The sequence below is a fragment of the Corynebacterium otitidis ATCC 51513 genome (assembly GCF_000296405.1).
GTDB lineage: Bacteria > Actinomycetota > Actinomycetes > Mycobacteriales > Mycobacteriaceae > Corynebacterium > Corynebacterium otitidis.
On record NZ_JH815194.1, the window covers coordinates 101,537 to 119,882 of the forward strand.

Consider the following 18,346-nt stretch of genomic DNA (forward strand, 5'->3'; position numbering starts at 1 on the left):
CCGGTGGCGGCGGCGAGGGGGCCTCGGCGGAGGCGGGCGAGCGCGCGGTCGCGGCGGCGCGGCGCGCGCTGGGCATGCCGTACGTGTGGGGCGGCAACGGGGAGGTCGGCTTCGACTGCTCGGGGCTCACCCGCTGGGCGTGGGCCGAGGCCGGGGTGGCGATCCCTCGGACCGCCGCGGAGCAGGCCTCGGGCGTGCGCGTCGCGCTCGAGGACTTGCGGCCCGGGGACCTCATCGTGTGGGACGGGCACGTGGCGATGTACGCCGGCGGCGGGCGACTCATCGAGGCGGGCAACCCCGTCCAGGAGGGGCCGCTTCGCACGACGAACGCGGGCATGCGCTTCCTCGGCTTCTGGCGCCCGGCGGGTTAGGGGCACCTCGTCGGGTAGGATTTGGGGCCTATGAGCACCCGTTCCATCATCCCCATCAAGCTGTCGCTGACGCAGGGCGACTACTACACCCTGTGGGCGCCCGCCTGGAAGGAAAAGGGCAGCGAGTGGCAGGCCTTTCTCGGCGACGAGACCGGCATCTTCGTCTTCGCGAGCCCGGAGGAGCTGCTCCTCTTCCTCGAGTCGGACGCGCCCCACGACTTGACCGAGCACCCCCGCTGGCGCGAGTTCGAGGAGCTCGGCGCGGCGCGCGTCTCTCCCGACGAGGAGCACGAGTACGACATCGTCGGCGCGCCCCGCTACCTCGCAGAGCGCCCCACCACCCAGTCGGTGCGGGGGCTCGCGGCGGTGCTGCGGGTGACGAAGTCGCTCGCCGAGGTCGGCTCCCTGGAGCGGGTGCAGGTGTTCTTCTCCTCCCACTCGGTGCTCGGCAACGTGCAGCGCGGCCTCGAGCACTTCACCGACGAGGCCGGCAAGTCCGAGTGGACGGGCATCGGCCACGTCGTCTTAGAGAACTGGGAGAAGGTCGTCACCGCCCTCGACGAGGGCCTCCAGCACCCCGAGGTCTCCCACGAGGGCCTCAACGACGCGAAGAAACGCATCGCCTCCGCCCGCGAGGAGCTCGACGCCAAGCGCGCCGAGGAGGAGAAGCGCCGCGAGCGGGAGCGCGCCCAGGCCGACCCCTACGACTCGACGCCGTGGGCGGCGGCCGGCATCGACCCGATCTCCATCTCCATTGACGGCTCGACGCTCTACACGCTGCGCACCTACGTCGACGGCAAGGCCGTGTTCCTCGGCCGCTACCGCGAGATCTTCACCTTCAACAACCGGCGCGCGCTCGTGCGCTGGATGGTCGCCGGCCACGAGCACGACCTGCAGGGGCTTTCCACCTGGCCCGACCTCGAGACCGCCGCGAACGCCGGGGAGCTCGAGGTGACCGTCCACAAGGACAACGCCTACTCGTTCAAGGGCATCGCCCACGACATCGAGAAGGGCGTCGACGCCGTGGACACCGCGCAGATGGCGCAGTGCTACGAGCTGCTCGCCGACGCGGCCGACTGGGCGGAGGACGACTCGATCAACTCGTTCTTCCTCGCCCACCCGCGCATGCAGGACTACATCTCCTACATGATCGGCTCGGGCAACACGAGCGGGTACGTGCCCTCCGCGCCGTTCACCGACCACTCGAACGCCTGGCGCGAGCTCGAGGACATGCTCCGCAAGCGTTTCTCCCGCTCCTAGTGGGCTCGCTGCCGCCGGGCGCGCACCGCGCCCGGCGTTAGTTTCTCCCGCCCCGCGGCCCGCCGGGCCGCGGGGCGTTTTGTGATTCGCTAGTCGCCCTCGGTGCGGTAGTCGGGGTCGGCGAGCTCCTCGTAGGCCGGGAGGATCCGGCGGGCGAGGATGTCCTGGCGCAGCGGCTCCGGGATGAACGCCCCGTTGAGCGCGTTGACGGTGAGCTGGAAGAGTTCGTCGAGCCCGTAGTCGAAGTAGTCGACGAGGCGGCTCATCTCCTCGCTCAGCGTCGTGTTCGACACGAGCCGGTTGTCGGTGTTGACCGTGCACACGAAGCCGAGCTGCTGCAGCAGCGGGAACGGGTGGTCGGCGAGGTCGTCGACGAGCCCGGTCTGCACGTTCGACGACGGCGCGAGCTCGAGCGGGATGCGCCGGTCGCGCACCCAGCTCGCGACCTTGCCGAGAGCGATGCCGTCCTCGTCGACGGTGAAGTCCTCGAAGATGCGCGCGCCGTGGCCGAGCCGGTTCGCGCCCGCGAGCACCGCCGAGGCGATGGAGTCGACGCCGGCGTCCTCCCCGGCGTGCACCGTCGCCGGCACGAAGCTCTCCCGCAGGCGGGTGAGCGCCGCCGCGTGGTTGGAGGCCGGGTAGCCGTCCTCCGGGCCGGCGAGGTCGAAGCCGACGACCGTCTCGCCGGCGTTGGCGACGACGAGCTCGGCGATCTCCTCGGAGCTGTCGTTCTGCCGCATCGCACACAGGATGAGCCGGGCCTCGATGCCGGGCACGTCCATGCCCGCCTTGATCGCGTCGACGACCTCCCGGAGGCTTAAATCCCCCGCGGTGTGGAGCTCCGGGGCGGCGCGCAGCTCCGCGTAGACGACGTTGTCGGCGGCGAGGTCCTCGAGCGCCTCGCGGGTGACGCGGGTGATCGCGGGCCCGGTCTGGAGCACCTTGACGATCTCGTCGAAGACAGTGAGGTAGTCCTCGAGGCTGCCCGAGTCGGCGCGCTCGCGCACCCACGCCGTGAGCCTCTCCTCGGAGTCCGCGGGCGGGGTGACGCCCGCCTCGGCGGCGAGCTCGAGGAGGGTCGCGGGGCGAAGGCCCCCGTCGAGGTGGTCGTGGAGGAGGACCTTCGGCAGGGAGCGGACGACCTCCGGCCCCGGGACCTTGAACTCGGGGCTAAACGGCGCGGAATCAGGCATGCGCACAATCCTACGTTTCCGCCCGGACCCGGCCGCGGGGGCCGCTACTTGCGGCGCAGCAGCCAGGCCACGAGCGCGGTCACCGCCGCGCCGAGGGCCGCGCCGAGCCCCGCGCTCGTCTTCGTGCTGAAGTTCTCCGGGGCGACGTCGTTGCGCACCCTGATGACCGCCGGCTCCGGGACAGGGGTCTGGACCTGCTCGAGCGACTCCTTGGTCGTCGCGGCCCACGCCGAGACGTAGAGCAGCACGCGCCAGATGAGGTAGAAGACGACCATGAGGCCGATGATCGGGCCGAACGTCGCGCCGGCGGGGTTGCTCAGCGCGTTGGAGGCGAACAGGGAGCCCAGCTGCTTGATGACCTCGAACGCGGCGGCGCCGATGAGCGCGGCCTTCGCCGCGGAGCGGCGCGGCACCTTCGTGCGCGGCAGGAAGATGAGCAGCGAGAAGATCACCAGGTAGTTGAACGTCAGGCCGATGGCGATGGCGAGCAGGAAGACGATGGTGTTAATCCCCGGCACGTGGTCGAGCCCGACGAGCGCGAGCAGGTGCAGCGTCAGCCCCGAGGAGCCCGCCGCGGTGACGAGGAAGCCGAGCACGGCCATGAGGATGAGCCCGACGAGCCCGACGAGATCGAGGAGCTTGCGGCTGACGATGCTGCCGTCGGTGGGGTCGAGCGCCCACATCTTCGACACGCCGTAGCGCAGGTGGTTCATCCACCCCAGCCCGGAGATCAGCGCCGTGATCGCGCCGATCCCGGCGACGGTGCCGCGCTGGTCGATCGCGGTCTGGAGGATCTGGTTGACGACCTCGCTGAGCTCCCCGTCGAGGGAGGAGGTGATGGTGTCCTTGATCTCCTCCATGGTGTCCTCGTTCGCGGCGGCGACGAAGCCGAGGCCCGCGAAGACGAGCATGACGATGGGGAACACCGCCAGCACGGAGAAGTAGGTGATACCCGCGGAGTACTGGTTGCCGCCGTGGGTGGCGTAGCGCTGCTGCATCCGCATGAGGTGGTCGAGCCACTCGAAGCGGTTGCGCAGCCGGTCGATGACGCCCGGCTCGTCCTTGCGGGCGCGCTCGATGCCGAGCTCGTCGGTCTCGTCTTTGCTCGCGCTGGCGACACTCGCCACGATTCGTCCGCCTTCCCTCGTCGTTTTTCAGGTACGGCTGTGCCCCAGCTGGCCGGGGCATAAAATCCTAGGCCAGGATACGCAGAAACCCCTCCCCGCACCGGAGCTGGGGAGGGGCAGGGGTGCGCGGCGGCGCCTCGCGGGCGGCGCGCTAGGCGCGGCGGCGCGGCAGGAAGCCCACCTTGTCGTAGACCTCGGCGAGGGTCTCCTCGGCGATGGCGTTGGCGCGCTCGGCGCCGCGGGCGAGCACCGCCTCGAGCTCGGCCGGGTCTGCCATGTACTCGTCGTAGCGGGCCTTGAGCGGCTCGGTGAACTCGGCGAGCGCGTCGGCCGTGTCGACCTTGAGCGCCCCGTAGCCCTTGCCCGCATAGCCCTCGACGAGCTCGTCGATGGGCGTGCCGGTGAGCCCCGACTGGATGGCGAGCAGGTTGGAGACGCCGGGCTTGTTCTCCCGGTCGAAGGCGATCTCCCCGCCGTCGTCGGTGACGGCGGCGCGGATGCGCTTCGCCTGCGTCTTCGGCGGGTCGAGCAGGTTGATGAGCCCCTTGGGGTTGGGCGTCGACTTCGACATCTTCGTCGTGGGGTCCTGCAGGTCGTAGACCTTCGCCGCGCCCTCGGGGATGAAGCCCCCCGGCACGCGGAACGTCTCCCCGTAGCGGGAGTTGAAGCGCTCCGCGAGGTGCCGGGTGAGCTCCAGGTGCTGGCGCTGGTCCTCTCCCACCGGCACGAGGTGCGGCCGGTAGAGGAGGATGTCCGCTGCCATGAGCATCGGGTAGCTCAAGAGCCCCGCGGAGGTGCGGTCCTGGCCCTGCTTCTGCGACTTGTCCTTAAACTGCGTCATCCGCGCGGCCTCGCCGAAGCCGGTCATACACGTGAACACCCACGCGAGCTCCGCGTGGGCGGGCACGTGCGACTGGATGAACAGCGTCGAGCGCTCCGGGTCGATGCCGAGCGCGAGCAGCTGCGCCGCGCCCGCGACCGTGCGGTTGCGCAGCTCCTCAGGATCCTGCTCGACGGTGATGGCGTGCAGGTCCGGGATGAAGTAGAGCGCGTCGTGGTCGTCCTGCAGCCTGATCCACTGACGCAGCGCGCCGAGGTAGTTGCCCAGGTGGTACGAGTCCGAGGTCGGCTGGATTCCGGAGAGGACGCGGGGGATCTCCGCGCCGTCGGTCGTCTGCTGCTGCGTCATGGCTCCCTAGCGTATCTCGCCCGGGGCGGGGCCCGGCCCGGCGGCTTAGGGCTCGAGCTTGCGGGAGGTGGGGCTGAACCGGTCGAAGAGCAGCGCGATCGCGGTGACGATGAGCGCTCCGCCCCCGGCGAGCAGCATCGCGGCGTGCATGGCGAGCAGGTCGTGGCCCGAGCCGGCGAGCATGACGAACCCGCCGACGAGCAGGATCACGCCGAGCACGGCGGAGACGATCGTGGAAACCATCGGGACTATCCCTCCAGGTATGTGTGAGGTTCAACGGGAAACGGGCCGGAGCGGCGGGATGCACCACCGGCCCCGGGCGCGCGAGCGCCCCCGGCGGTTACGGCTGGGGGCGGCGCTGTCGCCTAGAGATCGTAGCGGACATTGAGCGGGGCGTGGTCGGACCACCGCTCCTCCACCGACGCGGCGCGGTCCACCCACGACTCCTCGGCGAGGTCGAGCATGTCCTTGGTGGCGGCCTGGTAGTCGATGCGCCAGCCCGCGTCGTTGTCGAAGGCGCGGCCGCGGTACGTCCACCACGTGTACGGCCCCTCGCCCTCGGGCTGGAGGTGGCGCGCCACGTCGAACCACCTGGGCCGATCAGCCGGGGTGCGGCTCGGGCCGCCCGAGTAGTTCACCGCGCCGTAGAACTCCCCGACGCCGCCCTCGACCTGGCTCTCCTCGTCGGGGAACGTGCCGAACACGGAGTCGAGGAAGCGCCGCTCGTCGGGCAGGAAGCCCGAGACCTTGAGGTTGCCCTTCCAGTTTTTGAGGTCCTCGCGGCGGTGACAGATATTCCAGTCCCCGCCGATGACCATCCGCGGGTAGCGCTCGGCGCGGTCGGCGAGCACCTCGGAGAACTCGTCGAGGAACTGGAACTTGTCGTCCTGCTTCTCGGTGTTCTGCGAGCCGGACGGCAGGTAGAGCGCCGCGACGCGCACGTCGCCCTTGGGGTAGGTGCCCTCGATCCAGCGGCCGGCGTCACCAAACGAGCCGAGCCCGATCTCGACGTCCGACAGCGGCTCCTTGGAGAGGATCCCCACCCCGGCGCGGCCCTTCGCCGCGGCGGGCGCGCCGACGTAGTGCCAGCCCTCCTCGAGCGCGGGGCTCAGCGCCTTCTCGGTCTGCTCGTCGGTGGCGCGCACCTCCTCGAGCAACACGACGTCGGGCTGCGCGTCGGCCAGCCACGCGAGCATCCCGTGGTTGTTCTCGTTGCGCTTCTTCGTCGCCGCGCGCACGCCGTTGACGTTGACGGTGGTGATCGTCAGAGACATGCCGGCCATGCTACCCCACCGCCCGGGCGGCGCGGCCGGCGCCGGGAGAGCCCGCTAGGCCTGGTTAGCCGGCGGCGGTGGCGGCCTTGCGGCCCTGGCGCTTGCGCAGCATCGTCATGGGGAACCAGAGGATGACCGCGCCGATGCCCAGCGTCGCACCGGCGAGCGCCGGGGCGGCGTAGTTGCCGGTCGCGGCGACGACGATGCCGCCCATCGCGGCGCCCGCGCCGTTGGCGGTGTTGAGCGCCGCGTGGTTGAGCGAGTTCGCGAACGTCTGCGCGTCGCCGGCGACGTCGATGAGGCGCAGCTGCATGCTCGGCACAAGGCTCGAGCCGAACATGCCGATCATCCCGAACGCGAGGGTGCCGGCCACCGGGTTAAGCGAGGCGAAGTAGTAGATCACCAGCGACAGGCCGATGGCGACGAGCGCGAAGAGGATGCCGAGGTCCATGTTGCGGTCGGCGAGGTAGCCGCCGAGCGCGTTGCCGAAGAACATGCCCACGCCGTAAGTCATGAGCACGAGCCACATCCACCGCGGGTCGAGGCCGGCGCGCTCGGGCATCGCGAAGCTGACGTAGGTGTAGACGGCGAACATGCCGGTGAAGCCGACCGCCCCGGTCGCGAGCGTGAGCCACACCTGCGAGTTCTTCAGCGCGCCGAGCTCGGTGCGCGCGTTGGTGGCGGGCATCTCGTTCATGTGGGGCATGAGGAACCACAGCAGGATCACGGTGATGAGCCCGACGACGGCGACGAGCCCGTAGGCGAAGGCCCAGCCGAGCCACTGGCCGAGCGCCTGGGAGATGGGCACGCCGGCGATCGTCGCGATGGGCAGGCCCGCGGAGACGAACGCGACCGCCGCGCCGCGGTGGTTCCGCGGCGCCATCGCGGCGGCCGCGAGCGAGGTGACAGAGAAGTACGCGCCGTGCGGCAGGCCGGCGATGACGCGCGCCGCCATGAGCGCGCCGAGGTTGTTCGCGAGCACGGTGAGCACGTTGCCGGCGACGAACGCGGCCATGAGGATGAGCACGAGCCGGCGCCTGGGGATCCGCCCGGTGAACGCGGTGATCGTCGGCGCGCCGATGACGACGCCGAAGGCGTAGGCGGTGACGATCCCGCTGGCGGACTGCTCGGGCACACCGAGGTCGGCGGAGATCTGCGGGAGGAGGCCCATGGAGACGAACTCGTTGGTGCCGATGGCGAAGCCCCCGCACACGAACGCCAGCATGACGACGTAGCGGCGCAGCGGCGAGATCTCTTTCTGGGTGGGCAGGGGACGGCGGTGCAGCTTTCTCTCTCCGGACACGACCAGGCAGCCTACGCCCAGCTTGGCGGGGGTGGGAACTCGAGCCTGGCGCGGTGTGAGCAGCATTGCGCGCGCCGGTTGGTGCGGCGCGACCAGCACCGGCCGGGGCTATGTCTCGGCTCCCGAAGGCGGCGAAGATAGTGACTCGTCACATCGCCAGGCGCGGCGCGCTAGAGTAGGGCCCGATCCGGCGGCGGGCCCACGGGCGACCGGCGACGCGTCCCGGCCTGGTCCCGGGTGGGCCCGCCCGCCTTGACGTTGACGCGAAGGAGCAGTGTTTAACCGACCATGCCGACTATCGTTTGGACCCGCACGGACGAGGCGCCGCGTCTGGCGACCTACTCTCTTAAGCCCATCGTCGAGGCGTTCGCCAAGACCGCGGGCGTCGACGTCACCACCCGGGATATCTCCCTGGCGGGCCGCATCATCGCGCAGTTCCCCGAGCGCTTAAGCGACGAGCAGCGCCAGGACGACGCGCTCGCCGAGCTGGGCCGCCTGGCGCAGACCCCGGAGGCCAATATCGTCAAGCTGCCGAACATCTCGGCCTCGCTGCCGCAGCTCAAGGCCGCGATCAAGGAGCTTCAGGAGGCGGGCTTCGACCTGCCGGACTACCCGCAGGACCCGCAGACCGACGAGGAGCGCGAGGCGCGCGCCCGCTACGACGCGGTCAAGGGCTCCGCGGTCAACCCCGTTTTGCGCGAGGGCAACTCCGACCGGCGTGCCCCGAAGGCCGTGAAGAACTTCGTGCGCTCCCACCCGCACTCCATGGGCGAGTGGAGCTCGGACTCGAAGACCCGCGTGGCGACGATGGACTCCGGCGACTTCCGCCACAACGAGAAGTCCGTCATCGTCGGCTCGGACGACGAGCTCACCATCACCCACACCGCCGCCGACGGCACCGAGACGGTACTGCTCGACAAGCTCCCCGTCGAGAAGGACGAGGTCGTCGACGCGACGTTCCTCTCCGCCGCGCAGCTCGACGCGTTCCTCCGCGAGCAGGTCGCTGCCGCGAAGGACGCGGGCGTGCTCTTCTCCGCGCACTTGAAGGCCACGATGATGAAGGTCTCCGACCCGATCATCTTCGGCCACATCGTGCGCTCGTTCTTCTCCGGCGTTTTCGAGCGCCACGGCGAGAAGCTCGCCGCCGCCGGCCTCGACGGCGAGTCCGGCCTCGCCGCGATCCTCGACGGGCTCTCCGACGTCGAGGGCGGCGAGGAGATCCGCGCCGAGTTCGACAAGGCGCTCGCCGAGGGCCCCGACCTCGCGATGGTCGACTCGCGGCGCGGCATCACCAACCTCCACGTCCCCTCCGACGTCATCATCGACGCCTCCATGCCGGCGATGATCCGCGCGGGCGGCAAGATGTGGAACAAGAACGACGAGCAGCAGGACACGCTCGCGGTCATCCCCGACTCGTCCTACGCCGGCGTCTACCAGGCGGTCATCGAGGACTGCCAAAAGAACGGCGCGTTCGACCCGACGACGATGGGCACCGTGCCCAACGTCGGCCTCATGGCGAAGAAGGCCGAAGAGTACGGCTCCCACAACAAGACCTTCACCATCCCCGCCGACGGCCGGGTGACGGTGACGAACTCCGCCGGGGAGACCCTCATCGAGCACCAGGTCGTCGAGGGCGACATCTGGCGCGCCTGCCAGACCAAGGACGCCCCGATCCGCGACTGGGTCCGCCTCGCCGTGGAACGCGCCCGCGAGTCCGACACCCCCGCGGTGTTCTGGCTCGACGAGAAGCGCGCCCACGACCGCACCCTCATCGGGCTCGTGCGCCGCTACCTCGCCGAGCACGACACCGAGGGCCTCGACATCGAGATCCTCTCCCCCGTCGAGGCGACCCGCCACGCGCTCGAGCGGATCCGCCGCGGCGAGGACACCATCTCCGTGACCGGCAACGTGCTGCGCGACTACAACACCGACCTCTTCCCCATCCTCGAGCTCGGCACCTCCGCGAAGATGCTCTCCATCGTGCCGCTCATGGCCGGCGGCGGGCTCTTCGAGACCGGCGCGGGCGGCTCCGCGCCGAAGCACGTCCAGCAGGTCCTCGAGGAGAACCACCTGCGCTGGGACTCGCTGGGCGAGTACCTCGCGCTCGCCGAGTCGCTGCGCCACGCCGCGAAGCAGGACGAGTCCGCCAGCGACGCGCGCGTCCTGGCCGACGCGCTCGACAAGGCCACCGAGCGGCTCCTCAACGAGGGGCGCTCCCCCTCGCGCGTCGCCGGCGAGATCGACGACCGCGGCTCGCATGCGTGGCTCGCGACCTACTGGGCCGACGCGCTGAGCCAGCAGGACGACTCGCCCCGCCTCGCCGAGGCGTTCGCCCCCGTCGCGGAGAAGCTCGCCTCCGCGATCGGCCAGATCGATAAGGAGCTCATCGACGCGCAGGGCACGAGCGCGGAGCTCGGCGGCTACTACCTGCCCAACGACGAGAAGGCCGCCGCGGTCATGCGGCCCTCGAGCACCCTCAACGAGATCATCGACTCGATCTCGGCCTAAGAATCCCCGCGGCCGACCGGCCGTGTGGCGATCCTCATAGCCCGCCCCGCCACCCCTGGCTGGGCGGGTTTTTTGCGCGCAAAAATGCGAGCAGCTATGGGCTCCCCACACCCACCGGTGTTTACAACTCGCCGCGCCGGCGTAGCCTTGGGCGCCGCCCGGGGCACCAGAGACCTCAATCGGTCGATCCGCGCCCCGGAGCTGGAACCTTCGGGGCCGCGCCGCCCGGCGCGATGAGCCCCGTGGTCGCCGGCCCGCTCCTTTCGGCCCGCCGGGGACGCTCTTCATCCCTGTACACGTCGTTGATCTTTTTGAAAACGGCTGCGCCCGCGCGGGCCTCTCATCGGGCACCCCGCGGCGCGGCCGGCCGCCGCGAGTGAAAGGTCAGGTGCCCCAACAGATGTCTCGGTCCGTGTCGTTTGCCACGCGTCGCCGCCGGATCCTCTTCCAGGCGATCCCCATCGGCCTGTTCCTCGCGCTGCTGTCGGTGGGGCTGCCCTCGGGGCTGTTCGACCTCTACCGCGAGCGCTACGGGTTCGATACGTCGGTGCAGACGCTGCTCTTCGCGCTCTACGCGTTCACGCTCGTTCCCTCGCTGCTCATCACGCCGTTCATCCTGCGCTACATCCGCCCGGTGACGCTCTACGCCATCGGCATCGTGGCGCTCATCGTCGCCGACGTCGTGTTCCTCACCTCCGGCAACACGGCGCTGCTCTTCGTCGGCCGCGGCTTCCAGGGCGTGACCGTCGCGTTCCTCAACGCCGCCGCCCCGCAGCTGCTGCTCGAGCTGCAGCGCCGCGGCTGGGGCAAGTTCGACTCGATGATCCTGTCGATGATGACCTCCGCGGGCCTGGGGCTCGGGCTCTTCGGCGCGAAGCTCGTCTCCGGGACGGTGGAGTCCGCCGACCGGTGGCTTTTCGTCGTGCACCTCGCCGTGACGGCCGTGTTCGTCGTGAGCGCCGCGCTCCTCAAGCCGCGCGACACCGCCGGCGAGGGCGATAACGGCGACTCCGAGACCGGCTCCACGAAGCTCAAGCTGCGCGCCCGCCCCGAGGACCACGACGCGTGGAACTCCATCGCGGGCGTCGCCGCGGGCACCGCGTGGGCGATGGGCGGGCTCTACCTCGGGCTCGGCACGATGATCGGGGACGCGACCGCGCCGCGCATCGGGGCGTTCGTGCCGTTCATCTTCTTCATGGCGATGCTCGTCGGCCAGGCCGCGAGCCGCGCGCTCCACGACGTCACCGCCGCGATCCGCGCGTGGCTGCCGGTCAACGCCGCCGGCGCGATCCTCACCGCGCTGGGCGTCGTGCTCGCCGGGGGCGTCTCCGGGGAGAACGCCGGGCCGCTCACCGCGCTCGTGGCGCTCACCGGCTCGGCGCTGGGCGGCGTGAGCCTCGGGCTGGTGTTCGTCGTCGCGACCGACGTCTTCCCCCGCACCATCGACCTCAACCGGGCGGGCACCCAGACCGCGTTCTTCTTCAGCAAGGTCTTCGGCGGCAACTCGCTGCCCACCCTCGGCGTCGGGATCCTCACCCCGATGCTCGGGCTCGGCGGGGCGCTCGGTGTCCTCGCCGCGGGGGTGACCGCGATGACCTGCTACGTGCTCATCCGCTTCTCGGTGCTCGACCGGCGCGCCCGCCGCGCCGAAGCCGACGACGCCCCGCAGGGCGAGCGCGCGAACGCGGCGGCCCACCCGGCCCAGCAGGGCTAGGCGCCCCGCGCACGACAAGAAGGCGCCCGTCCCACCGACGAGAACCGGTGGGGCGGGCGCCGTTCTCTACCCGCGGCCGGGCGGGCCCGGCAGCGAGAGTCCGCTAGGCGTTGCGGCGCAGCGTCGCGAACGCGACGCCGACGAGCGCGGCCACCGCGCCGAGCGCGGCGACGATCCCGCTCACGAGCGGCACGCCGGTGTCCGCGAGGGACTTCTGCGGCGCGGCCTGCGGCTGCTGGGCCGCCGGGGCGCTGGGCGCCGGCGCGGTCGCGCCGCCGACGCTGGGCGCGTTGCCCGTGCCGCCGGAGGACGCCACCGGGCCGACGTCGCAGTTGCCGCCCTCGAGGCCCGTCGGGGCCCCCTCGGCGAGCTGCGCGAAGCCCGACATCGGCGCGGTGTAGTCGTTGTCGAGGTACTGCTCGCCGAACGACTCGTGGACCGTGTCGCTGGCGAACTGCCCCTCGCCTGCGGACTGGAACTGGACCGTCTCGGCGTTCGGGTCGACGGCCTCGGCGAGCTGCCACTGCGAGAAGGGCACGTTCTGCGCCTCCTTGAAGGGCGCCGCCTTTTCCGTCGACTCGAACGGCCGGTAGCGCATATCGGCGCACAGCCGCGCCTGGTTCCCCTGGAGGACGAGCACGAAGTTCGAGTACGTGCCGTCCAGGATCGCCTCGTCGTCGCCGCGGTGCGCGTGGCCCCAGAAGTGCAGCGTCCCGTTGAAGGGGATGACGATCTTGTCGCCGACGACGCCGCCTTGGTTCCCGTTGAACTGGTACGAGCGCTCCCGGTCGCTGGAGCCCTCGACGATCTGCACCGCGGCGCCGTCGGCCTCCACATCACCCTGGGCGATCTTGCCCGTGATGTAGTTGTTCCACGTGTCGCGGATCCCCCAACTCATCTGCGACTGGATGACCTGCCTCTCCCCGGCGGCGGGCGCCACCGCGGGCGCCTCCTGGGCGACGGCCGCCGGGGCGACCGCGCCGACGCCGCCGGCAGCGATCGCCGCCACGGCAAGAGCGGACAGCGTCCGCTGCGAAAACTTCTTCACTGGTGTCCTTTCTGGATTGTTCTGCCCGCCGCGGGGGCGCGGCTCGGGTTAGCTGCGGGTCTTACGGGCCGCGAGAACGATGGCGCCGCCGGCGGCCAGCGCGAGCGCGCCCAGGCCCACGATCGGGGCGACGGCGCTCACGCCCGTGTTGGCGAGGCCGTTCGCGGCCGGCTGCTGTGCGACCGGCTGGGTGGCGGGCTGCTGCGGGGCCGGCGCTGAGGGATTCTCCTCGGGCGCGGCCTCAGGCTTGGGCTCCGCCTCGTCGGTGGGCTCACCCTCGTCGGTGGCCCCCTCGTTATCGGTGGCCTCACCCTTGTCGGTGGGATCCTCCGTGTCGGTGACCTCACCCTCGTCAGTGGGATCCTCCGTGTCGGCCGGCGGGAGACTCTCGGCGGGCTTCTCCTCGTCCTTGAAGGACACGGTGCCGCTGATCGGCGAGGTGTACTCGGCGCCCTCGTACATCCCGGCGAACGGGCCGTAGACGGCGAACTCGCTGAGTGTGCCCTCGCCGTCGTTCTCCCCCACCGAGCGGAACTCGTCCTCGTCGGCGGTAGTGTCGAGCGGCGCGTCGATCGTCCACGTCGCGACGACGGCGTCCTTCTCCTCCTCGAAGGGCGCCGCCTCGGAGACGCTCACGAACGGGCGGAACTTCACGTCGGCCCGCAGCGTCGCGGCGTTGTCCTTGATCTCGAGGCGAATATTGGTGAAGTTGTTGTCGAGAATCGCCTGCTCGTCGCCGCGGTGCTTGTGCCCCCAGAACCGCAGCGTGCCGTCGACCCGCAGCACGACCGTGCCGTCCTCGGTGATCTCGCCGTCCTCGGCCGTGAAGCTGAAGCTGCGGTCCCGGTCGGTCTCACCCGGGAGCTCCTTAATACCGCCGCTGGTCTCTACAGCACCCTGAGCAATCTTGCCGGTGATGTAGCTGTTCCACGAGTCGCGCACGCCCCACTCGAAGACACCCTCGGAGACGGTGCGCTCCTGGTTGGGGGCGGCCTCGACGGCGGCGGGCGGGGTGGTCGAGTCCTGGGCGAGCGCCTGCGGCGCGATGGCGCCGGCGGCGCCCAGGGACAGCGACGCGGCGGCGAGGCCCGCGAGGGCGCGGGACGAGATCGAAAGCTTCATTGAGCGTTCCTTTCCCTTGTTTTATGAAGGCCAGGCTGGCCACGATCCGGCCAGGCTGCTGCAAGCTTAGCCCAGCGTAAACACAATCAAAAGTCCATGATTTGTTATGCTTACTAAGTCATTCATAAGGTGGCTTAGGCCTGGTCCGGAGGAGTTATTTCATGCACGCCGGAGCGGCGATCCCGCCGACGAGCGTGTCCCAGGTGGCGCCGCCGCCGGCGGGATCGTCGGCGCGGCGCGGGGCGACGCTGAGGCCCCCCGGGGTCTCGGCGACGGCGATGGGCCACTGGTAGACCTCGCTTAGGACCTCGGGGCGGATGACCTCGCCGACGGTGCCCTCGACCGCGACGCCGCCCTCCTTGAGGCAGACGATGCGGTCGCAGTAGCGCGCGGCGGTCTCTAAGTCGTGGAGCACGACGAGCACCGTCGCCCCCGCGGCCGCGAGCCCGGAGATGAGCCCCATGGCCTGCTCCTGGTGGCGGATGTCGAGCGCCGCGGTCGGCTCGTCTAAGAGCACGATCGGCGCCTGCTGGGCGAGTATCCGGGCGAGCGCCACGCGGGCGCGCTCCCCGCCGGAGAGCGTCATCACATCCCGCGCCGCGAGGTGCGCCACCCCGGTGGCCCGAAGCGCCGCGTCGACGACGCGGTTGTCCTCGGCGGCGCGCTCGGTGCGCCGCCACGGCCGACGCCCCATGGAGACGACGTCCCTCACGAGGAACGCGAAGGACACGGCGACGTCCTGGAGCATGACCGAGCGGGTGCGGGCCAGCTCCGTGATCGAGGCGTGCCGCGGGTCGAGCCCGCCGACCCGCACCGCGCCCGCCGCGGGCTCGCTGTCGCCGCCGATCGCGCCAAGCAGCGTGGACTTGCCCGCGCCGTTGGGGCCGATGAGCCCGGTGACCTCCCCGGGGTAGGCGCGCATGTCCACCCCGGAGAGCAGCGTGCGCTCGCCCGCCACCACGTCGAGGCCGGTCACCTCGATGGCGGGCTTGGTGTCGCTTGCCATCTTTTAGAGCCCCCTTCCCTTGCGCATCATGCGCCGCAGCAGGATGAAGAACGTCGGCCCGCCGACGAGCGCGGTGAAGATCCCGATGGGCAGGTCCGCGAACGGGATGATCGTGCGCGCCACGACGTCGGAGAGCCCGATGAGCGCCGCCCCGCCGAGCGCGGAGGCCGGCACGAGCACGGTGTTCGCCGGGCCGGTGACGCTGCGGATGATGTGCGGCACGATGAGCCCGACGAAGCCGATGAGCCCCGCGAAGGCGACCGCGGCGGCGGTCAGAAGCGCGGCCGCGACGATCGCGACGGTGCGCAGCGCCGCGACGTTGACGCCGATGTGCCGGGCCGCGCCGTCGCCCAGCGCGAGCGCGTCGAGCCGGCTCCCGAGCCGCAGCGCCACGAGAAAGCCGACGAGCGCGACGAGCGCGACGACGCCGACGTGGCGCCACTGGGAGCCGTTGAGCGAGCCCATCTGCCAGAACACGATCTGCTCCCTCGCCGTCGCCGGGGCGATGTAGACGAGAAACGAGATCGCCGCGCCGCACACCGCGTTGACCGCGATGCCGGTGAGGATGAGGTTGATGACGTGCACCCGCCCGCCGAAGCGCGCGAGCGCGTACACCGCCGCGGCGGTAGCCAGCGCGGTGACGAACGCGAAGGCGGGCACCGTCATCGTGCCCAGCCACGCGACGTTGAGCACGATGGCGATGGCGGCGCCGACGCCGGCGCCGCTGGTCACGCCGATGACGCTCGGCTCGGCGAGCGGGTTGGCGAAGACCGCCTGCATGAGCGCGCCGGCCACCCCCAGGGCCGCGCCGACGATGAGGCCGAGCACGAGCCTGGGCACGCGGATGCGCCACACCACCGAGTCGGTGGTGTCGGCCACCCCGTTGGGCCCAGCGAGCAGGATGCGCGGCAGGTCCCCGACGGGCACGGTGTACTGCCCGGAGACGATCGACACGAGCCCGGTGACCACGAGAGCGACGACGAGCGCGACGAAGAGCCACGCCCGCGCGCGCCGGCGGCGCCGGAGAGCCTCCTCCCCGGCGCGTTCCTCGGCGGCGTGCGCCGTATCTGTATCGGTTTGGGCCATCAGTTGGCCGCCCCGGCGGCGTCCTCGCCGAGCAGCGACGGGTCGTAGAGCCCCGCGGCGGTGCGCAGGAGCACCTCGCCTGCCATGGGGCCGAAGGCGAGCGAGTCGCCGTCGGGCAGCGTGACGATGCGCTGCTTCTGCCCCGCCGTCGTCTGGGCGACGCCCGGGCGTTCGAGGAGCCCCTCGATGCCGCCGGTGGAGTCGAGCCCCTTGGTCATCATGATGAACGCGTCCGGGTTGAGGTCGGCGAGCGCCTCGGCGGTGGCGGGCACGAGGTCGGTGATGCCGGCCTCCTTCGCGGCGTCGATGGCGCCGACGCCCTCGATGAGCTCGTCGGTGCCCTCCTCGGGCCCGAGGATGAAGAACACCCCGCCGGTGCCGCGGGCGTAGACGAACGCGACGCGCATCGGCTCGTCGGGCTTGAGGTTGTCGATCGCGGAAAGGCTCGCGTCGAGGTCGGCCTGGGACTGCTCGCCGAGCTTCTTACCTTCGTCGGGCAGGCCCACGGTCTGGGCGACCTGCATGATGTCCTCGGCGATGGTGTCGAGCTTGCGCTCGGGCTGCATGATCACCGTGGTAATCCCCGCGTCCCGGATCTGGTCGATGGCCTCGCGGGGCCCGATCGAGTGGTCGATCATGACGAGCGTCGGGTCGAGCTCCAAGATCGCCTCGACGTTGAGGTTGTGGCCGCCCTGGGTGACCACGGGCAGGTCGGCGAGCGAGGGCTCCGTCGAGGAGACGGTGCGCCCGACGATATTGTCGCCTAAGCCCAGCCCGGAGAGCGTCTTCGAATACGAGCCGTACAGGTCGAGCGGCAGGATCCGGGAGACGTCCTCGATGGTGACGTCGTAGCCGTCGCCGTCGGTGACGGTGACGGGCAGGTCCGGCTTCGGACTGTCGGCGACCGGCTCGACCTCGGCGATGGTGTCGATGTCGACGACGCCCTCGAGCTCCCGGGGGTCGGGGCGCTCGCCTGCGTTGGCGACCTGCTCGCGCAGGTCGCTCGACGTCGCCGCGGGCGAGGCGTCCCAGTCCGCGCAGCCCGACAGCGTCACCGCGCCGATCGCGAGCGTGGCGATCGCCGCCCTCAGCCGTCGTCTCAAGACAAACATGGTGGTTGAAGCTCCAGTCTTTCGTTGTGCGGCCCGACCGCCGGCCCCGCGGCGGGGCCCGGCGGGCCGCCGGGTGGGTGTCGCCTAGGAGTTGGGGTGGCGCAGGACGAACACGGTCATCGCGCCGCCGGCGATGAGGAACGCCGCGGTGACGACGAGCGGGGTGTTCGGGTCCGCGAAGCCGGCGAGCCCCGCGGGCTTGGCGTCGTGGACGGTGAACGTCGAGTCGCTGTCGTTCTCCGCGCCGGTGGTCTGCGAGGGGTCGAAGTCCTTGCGCAGCTCGGCGGCCTTGTCCGCGGCCTTCCCGCCGAGCTCGCCCTTCGCGCCGCCCGAGGTGGCCTTGCCCTGCACGTCGGTGCAGTTCGGCTTGCCGCCGAGGTCCGCCTCGAAGGAGACTGGGTCGAGCTCCAGGCCGGGCTCGTAGAACTCGGCGAACGCCTGGGAGCCGGACTCGCTGAGGAACAGCCGGGCGCGCCCGGAGGCCTTGCCCGAGCCCGCGTCGAGCTCCTCGAACTCGAGGCGGCCGACGCTCGTGCGGCCGTAGTCGATGGGCTCGCCCTCGATCGTGTTGGAGACCACCACCGCGATGAGGTGGCCCTCGTTGCCCTCCCACTGGATCTCGGGGTCCTCGATGAGCAGGTCGAGGATCCCGTTGTGCCCGGTGAAGTGCAGCGCGCCCTTGTAGGCGACGGTGCCGATCTTCCCGTCCGGGGAGACCGCGCCGTTCGCGCCGCTGAAGTGGTACTCCCCGTCGGAGTGCTCGACGTCGGCGAGCTCCCACTTGCCCTGCGCGATGGAGCCGGTGATGTACGACTGGAAGGACTGCTTCACGCCCCAGTGGGCCTTCGAGTCCTCGACGCCCTGGGCGTCGTCGGCCTCGCAGACGTTCTCACTGAGCGCGACCTCCTCGTCGCCCCCACCGCCGCCGGACGAGTCGTCCTTCTTCAGCTCGGAGGCGGTCTGCGGGCTCGCCGCGGGCAGCGGCTTCGGGGCCGCCGCGGGCCGCGGCGCGGAGCCGCTGGCGACCTCGGGG

General features: G+C 71.0%; 16 protein-coding genes. 4 read left to right on the forward strand and 12 right to left on the reverse strand.

Annotation, left to right across the window (positions count from 1 at the left end):
• Window positions 1-371 (forward strand): C40 family peptidase (locus HMPREF9719_RS05885; protein ID WP_004601066.1); only part of this gene is annotated, 371 nt, incomplete at its 5' end.
• A 30-nt stretch (window positions 372-401) separates the two neighbouring features.
• Window positions 402-1,631 (forward strand): hypothetical protein, encoded by a 1,230-nt coding sequence (locus tag HMPREF9719_RS05890; RefSeq protein ID WP_004601067.1) that lies wholly within the window; start codon window positions 402-404, stop codon window positions 1,629-1,631.
• A gap of 89 nt (window positions 1,632-1,720) precedes the next feature.
• Here HMPREF9719_RS05890 and HMPREF9719_RS05895 read toward each other — a convergent pair whose 3' ends face one another.
• The 6 genes from HMPREF9719_RS05895 to HMPREF9719_RS05920 form a co-directional block, all read right to left on the reverse strand.
• The gene (locus HMPREF9719_RS05895; RefSeq protein ID WP_004601068.1) at window positions 1,721-2,824 is read right to left on the reverse strand and encodes an adenosine deaminase; all 1,104 of its coding nucleotides are present in this window, start codon (window positions 2,822-2,824) and stop codon (window positions 1,721-1,723) included.
• A gap of 44 nt (window positions 2,825-2,868) precedes the next feature.
• Window positions 2,869-3,951 carry a YhjD/YihY/BrkB family envelope integrity protein gene (locus HMPREF9719_RS05900; RefSeq protein ID WP_004601069.1) on the reverse strand — a complete coding sequence of 361 codons (1,083 nt, stop codon included), beginning with the start codon at window positions 3,949-3,951 and terminating at the stop codon, window positions 2,869-2,871.
• 151 nt (window positions 3,952-4,102) lie between these two features.
• Window positions 4,103-5,140 (reverse strand): tryptophan--tRNA ligase, encoded by a 1,038-nt coding sequence (gene trpS / locus HMPREF9719_RS05905; protein ID WP_004601070.1) that lies wholly within the window; start codon window positions 5,138-5,140, stop codon window positions 4,103-4,105.
• A gap of 45 nt (window positions 5,141-5,185) precedes the next feature.
• Complete coding sequence (locus HMPREF9719_RS05910) at window positions 5,186-5,383, reverse strand: hypothetical protein (RefSeq protein WP_004601071.1); 198 nt, start codon at window positions 5,381-5,383, stop codon at window positions 5,186-5,188.
• Between the two features lie 122 nt (window positions 5,384-5,505).
• Window positions 5,506-6,414: an exodeoxyribonuclease III gene (locus tag HMPREF9719_RS05915; RefSeq protein ID WP_174269530.1), complete on the reverse strand. Its 909-nt coding sequence runs from the start codon at window positions 6,412-6,414 to the stop codon at window positions 5,506-5,508.
• Between the two features lie 64 nt (window positions 6,415-6,478).
• Window positions 6,479-7,717 carry an MFS transporter gene (locus HMPREF9719_RS05920; protein ID WP_004601073.1) on the reverse strand — a complete coding sequence of 413 codons (1,239 nt, stop codon included), beginning with the start codon at window positions 7,715-7,717 and terminating at the stop codon, window positions 6,479-6,481.
• Between the two features lie 288 nt (window positions 7,718-8,005).
• Between HMPREF9719_RS05920 and HMPREF9719_RS05925 the strand changes: the two genes are divergently transcribed.
• Both HMPREF9719_RS05925 and HMPREF9719_RS05930 read left to right on the forward strand, forming a co-directional pair.
• Window positions 8,006-10,225 carry an NADP-dependent isocitrate dehydrogenase gene (locus HMPREF9719_RS05925; protein ID WP_004601074.1) on the forward strand — a complete coding sequence of 740 codons (2,220 nt, stop codon included), beginning with the start codon at window positions 8,006-8,008 and terminating at the stop codon, window positions 10,223-10,225.
• Window positions 10,226-10,625: 400 nt separating this feature from the next.
• Entirely contained in the window at window positions 10,626-11,939 is a 1,314-nt protein-coding gene (locus HMPREF9719_RS05930) for an MFS transporter (protein ID WP_004601075.1), read from the forward strand.
• A gap of 103 nt (window positions 11,940-12,042) precedes the next feature.
• On the opposite strand, the gene HMPREF9719_RS05935 is transcribed toward HMPREF9719_RS05930, so the two are convergent.
• From HMPREF9719_RS05935 to HMPREF9719_RS05960, 6 genes are all read right to left on the reverse strand, one after another.
• Window positions 12,043-12,987, reverse strand: a complete 945-nt coding sequence (locus tag HMPREF9719_RS05935) for an HtaA domain-containing protein (protein ID WP_004601076.1) — start codon at window positions 12,985-12,987, stop codon at window positions 12,043-12,045.
• A gap of 48 nt (window positions 12,988-13,035) precedes the next feature.
• On the reverse strand, window positions 13,036-14,109 hold the full coding sequence (locus HMPREF9719_RS05940) for an HtaA domain-containing protein (protein ID WP_004601077.1): 1,074 nt from the start codon (window positions 14,107-14,109) through the stop codon (window positions 13,036-13,038).
• A 154-nt stretch (window positions 14,110-14,263) separates the two neighbouring features.
• On the reverse strand, window positions 14,264-15,115 hold the full coding sequence (locus tag HMPREF9719_RS05945; RefSeq protein ID WP_004601078.1) for a heme ABC transporter ATP-binding protein: 852 nt from the start codon (window positions 15,113-15,115) through the stop codon (window positions 14,264-14,266).
• Between the two features lie 3 nt (window positions 15,116-15,118).
• Window positions 15,119-16,201, reverse strand: coding sequence for a FecCD family ABC transporter permease (locus HMPREF9719_RS05950; RefSeq protein ID WP_004601079.1), 1,083 nt, complete (start codon window positions 16,199-16,201; stop codon window positions 15,119-15,121).
• Complete coding sequence (locus HMPREF9719_RS05955; protein ID WP_407636366.1) at window positions 16,201-17,304, reverse strand: heme/hemin ABC transporter substrate-binding protein; 1,104 nt, start codon at window positions 17,302-17,304, stop codon at window positions 16,201-16,203. The genes HMPREF9719_RS05950 and HMPREF9719_RS05955 overlap by 1 nt, the downstream gene beginning before the upstream one ends.
• Window positions 17,305-17,397: 93 nt before the next feature.
• The coding region (locus HMPREF9719_RS05960) for an HtaA domain-containing protein (RefSeq protein WP_004601081.1) at window positions 17,398-18,346 on the reverse strand (949 nt) is incomplete at its 5' end.

Bases quoted from the DNA above. Each gene is read 5' to 3' on its own strand.
- HMPREF9719_RS05910 (WP_004601071.1), bottom strand. From the start codon at position 5,383: ATGGTTTCCACGATCGTCTCCGCCGTGCTCGGCGTGATCCTGCTCGTC.
- HMPREF9719_RS05950 (WP_004601079.1), bottom strand. From the start codon at position 16,201: ATGGCCCAAACCGATACAGATACGGCGCACGCCGCCGAGGAACGCGCC.
- HMPREF9719_RS05925 (WP_004601074.1), top strand. From the start codon at position 8,006: ATGCCGACTATCGTTTGGACCCGCACGGACGAGGCGCCGCGTCTGGCG.
- HMPREF9719_RS05895 (WP_004601068.1), bottom strand. From the start codon at position 2,824: ATGCCTGATTCCGCGCCGTTTAGCCCCGAGTTCAAGGTCCCGGGGCCG.
- HMPREF9719_RS05915 (WP_174269530.1), bottom strand. From the start codon at position 6,414: ATGTCTCTGACGATCACCACCGTCAACGTCAACGGCGTGCGCGCGGCG.
- HMPREF9719_RS05945 (WP_004601078.1), bottom strand. From the start codon at position 15,115: ATGGCAAGCGACACCAAGCCCGCCATCGAGGTGACCGGCCTCGACGTG.
- HMPREF9719_RS05890 (WP_004601067.1), top strand. From the start codon at position 402: ATGAGCACCCGTTCCATCATCCCCATCAAGCTGTCGCTGACGCAGGGC.
- HMPREF9719_RS05940 (WP_004601077.1), bottom strand. From the start codon at position 14,109: ATGAAGCTTTCGATCTCGTCCCGCGCCCTCGCGGGCCTCGCCGCCGCG.
- HMPREF9719_RS05930 (WP_004601075.1), top strand. From the start codon at position 10,626: ATGTCTCGGTCCGTGTCGTTTGCCACGCGTCGCCGCCGGATCCTCTTC.
- trpS (WP_004601070.1), bottom strand. From the start codon at position 5,140: ATGACGCAGCAGCAGACGACCGACGGCGCGGAGATCCCCCGCGTCCTC.